We start from the raw sequence: 3,031 nt of genomic DNA, 5'->3' as shown, positions 1-3,031 counted from the left end.
CACAGACACCATCACGCACCTCCAGCACGCCACCTCCACGGACGCACCGGACCTACCTCACCCACCCCGAAACTATGCCTGACCAGCACAAACCCAGCCTCACACTCGGTTTCGAGAAGCCCTCTGACTCCAAGCCGGAAGTTCTGCTTTGCGGCGAATGTGTCCCCGGCAGCAACACAAACCGCGGACCCGTGCAACCCGCTGACAGTGCCTGTGGCAGAGCAACTGACGTTTCCGTGGCAGCCGCCAGCGGTTCTGACCGCTGGCGGCTCAGTGGACTCGTGGGCCGGGGCTTCCGACGAATACATCATCCATCTCACTACTCTTAGTAGTGTAACGGATACGTTACTCGCTGAAGGGGAGGTCTGGATGACGCAGGAACAGGCTCGCACCGCTACCGATACGCCTGCTGAAGGCGATAGGAGCCGCAGCCACCTCGACTACCGCCCAAGCAGTGCGGCCCTGGCAGCCGCCGAGGCAGCGCGCACACAACTGGCGGCGTCCGGCGCAGAGGTGTGGGTCGATCCGCATTGGTGGGGTTTCGAGGTCTACCTCAACGCTGTCGCTGCCGAGGATGCCGAGGAGTGGGCCGGCTACATCGGAGAGATCGTCGGGGCGGCCCTGCCGTCACCGCTGGGCGAGATCACGGAGGTGGTGTGCAAGCTCAAGGGACTGCTGATCCGAGAGGTCGGCAAGACGTGGGGGTGCAAGCTCGTCTCCCCCTGGATCGCCCCGGGCATGCTCGTGCCCGTCTCGCTGCGGCCCTCGGAAGACACGAGCCTGTGGTGGACCGTCATGACTCCCGGCGAGGGCTGGAACGAAGACCAGAGGTTCACCGCTCATCACAGCGGCTCCAACCCAGCCCTGGCCGAGTTCAACGGCAAGTTGTACCTCGTTCACCGCGGCTTCAGCAGCCCGCACGACGACCTGTGGTGGGCGGTCTACGACCCGGAAACGGGCTGGAGCGAGGACAACCGCTTCACCAGGCACATGACATCGGCCGGACCCGCGCTGGCGACGTTCAACGGGAAACTGCACTGCGTGCACAAAGGTGTGGGCGACGACAAGCGACTCTTCCACACCACCTTCAACGGCACCTCCTGGAGCCCGGACACGCCACTGCCCTACCAGAGCACCACCGGACCGGCTCTGGCGGTCTACAACGGACGGCTGCACCTGGTCCACAAGTCCGGCAACAACAACGAAATGTGGCATGCCACCTACGACGGCTCCCAGTGGAGCGCCGACACCAGGATGCCTGCCCATATGACCTCCGCCAACCCGGCTCTGGCGGTCTACCAGGGACGGCTGCACCTGGTCCACAAGTCCGGCAACAACAGTGAGCTCTGGCACGCCACCTACGACGGCTCCCGGTGGAGCACCGACACCAGGCTGCCCGCCCACGAGAGTCTGGAAGGCCCCGGCCTTGCGGTACTCGGCGACAAGCTCTACTGCATCCACCGCGGCTACGGCGGAAGCGACCAGTTCCTGTGGTGGAGCCACTACAACGGCGTCTCCTGGAGCGCCGACCAGAAGATCGGTGACCACGAAAGCGGCGCTGGCCCCGCGGTCATCAACTACCGGGACAAAAACGCGGCCGGTGAGCAGCTCTTGGTCGTCCACCGCGGCTACGGTAAACGCGCCGCCGGCACAGACACGGCCGAGATGGAAGCCCTCCTTGCTCAAGAGCAGCGCGAGAACGGTGAACCGCCCCTCACCTGACCTCGGACGCCAGGGACAGCGCCGAACTGGAACCAAGCCGTCACCCTCTGACAGGAAGTCACCGTGCATAAAAAATTTGGTTCTCTGAGTAGTTGTTCGCTGAGTCGTCGGGTGGCGGCAAGCGTCCTGGCGTGCGGCGCCGCGCTGACCGCCGCCTTGTGGGCTCCGCCGCCCGCGGGGGCCGTCGTGGGCGGGCAAGAACCGGTGCCGTTCAGTCGGCCCGCCATGGTCGCCATCACCGACCGCGGCTCCTTGGTCTGCGGCGGGACGCAGCTGGCACCCGACTGGGTACTCACCGCCGCACACTGCGTCCCCCGGCAACTGAACGTGCTTGCCATCCGCGTGCACCGGCACGACCTGCGCAAAACAGATGCAGCTGAGGGCGGCGTGACGCGCAGAGTGGACCGCAGCGTGATCCACCCGGCCTACAACCCCCAGAACCTGGCCAACGACGTCGCTCTGCTGCATCTGCCGGAGAAGGTGCCCCCGGCCGACACCCCAACGGTCGTGCTGGGCCCGGCGCCCGGTGCCGGCGAGCAGGTCGACATCCCGGGCTGGGGCGCAGTAACGGAAGGCGGCGGCCGCTCGCCGGTACTCCGGCACGTGCAGGCCACCGTCACCGCCCCCGCCACCTGCACAGCCGCCTACCGGGACTCCGGCATCGACATCCGCCCCGAAAGCCAGCTGTGCACGGCAGGGAGGTCTTTGTCCGGCGGCATCAGGGAAGGAACGTGCTCGGGAGACGACGGCGGACCCGTCTTCGCCATCGGCTCGGACAGGGCCGTCCTGGTTGGCGTCAACTCGTTCGCCTCCAAGTGCGGTGACCCCCACCATCCGGACGTCGCCACGAGGATCAGCGCCTACGTGAACTGGATCCGAGCGAACATGACCGCTACCTAGGAGCTGGCCCGAGACCCGGAGCAGCCATCGCTGCGACTCGTCGAGGTGCAGCGGAGCGTCGCCGTGGCGAACCCGTGCGGGTGTGACGAAACCGCACGGGGCTGGGCGGCGAGTGCCGGCTTGAGGCTGTCGCCGAGCCGGCGCTCGCCCGCAGTGATGTCTGCTGAACGCCGTCCAGTCTCATGGTCAGGGCCTCGATCGGCCTGTCGGTGACCGGCGTGCCGTCGAGGCGTCGGTTGCCTTCTGCCGGGCTGTACGCAGCAGACGATGGGGTGAGGCTTCCTAACGAGCTCGTGCACGGTAGGCGGTGAGGCGTCGAGGATGGCGGCGGGGCTCGGTGTTCACATCTGCCGCGCCGACGTCAGGTCCGCAGTCTGCTGGTGGGACAGCAGGGCGGCGACGGCCTGGA

The 3,031-nt window shown here is 66.8% G+C and carries 2 protein-coding genes; both read left to right on the top strand.

Annotated elements, in window-relative coordinates; translation table 11 throughout:
* Positions 1-369 precede the first annotated feature (369 nt).
* The gene (locus MTQ10_RS29450; RefSeq protein WP_247473462.1) at positions 370-1,722 is read left to right on the top strand and encodes a hypothetical protein; all 1,353 of its coding nucleotides are present in this window, start codon (positions 370-372) and stop codon (positions 1,720-1,722) included.
* 63 nt (positions 1,723-1,785) lie between these two features.
* Positions 1,786-2,622 (top strand): serine protease, encoded by an 837-nt coding sequence (locus MTQ10_RS29445; RefSeq protein WP_308404612.1) that lies wholly within the window; start codon positions 1,786-1,788, stop codon positions 2,620-2,622.
* Positions 2,623-3,031 lie beyond the last annotated feature (409 nt).

Source organism: Streptomyces sp. XM83C, assembly GCF_023072675.1.
Classification (GTDB): domain Bacteria; phylum Actinomycetota; class Actinomycetes; order Streptomycetales; family Streptomycetaceae; genus Streptomyces; species Streptomyces thermocoprophilus.
This window is presented reverse-complemented; position numbering and strand designations above follow the sequence as displayed.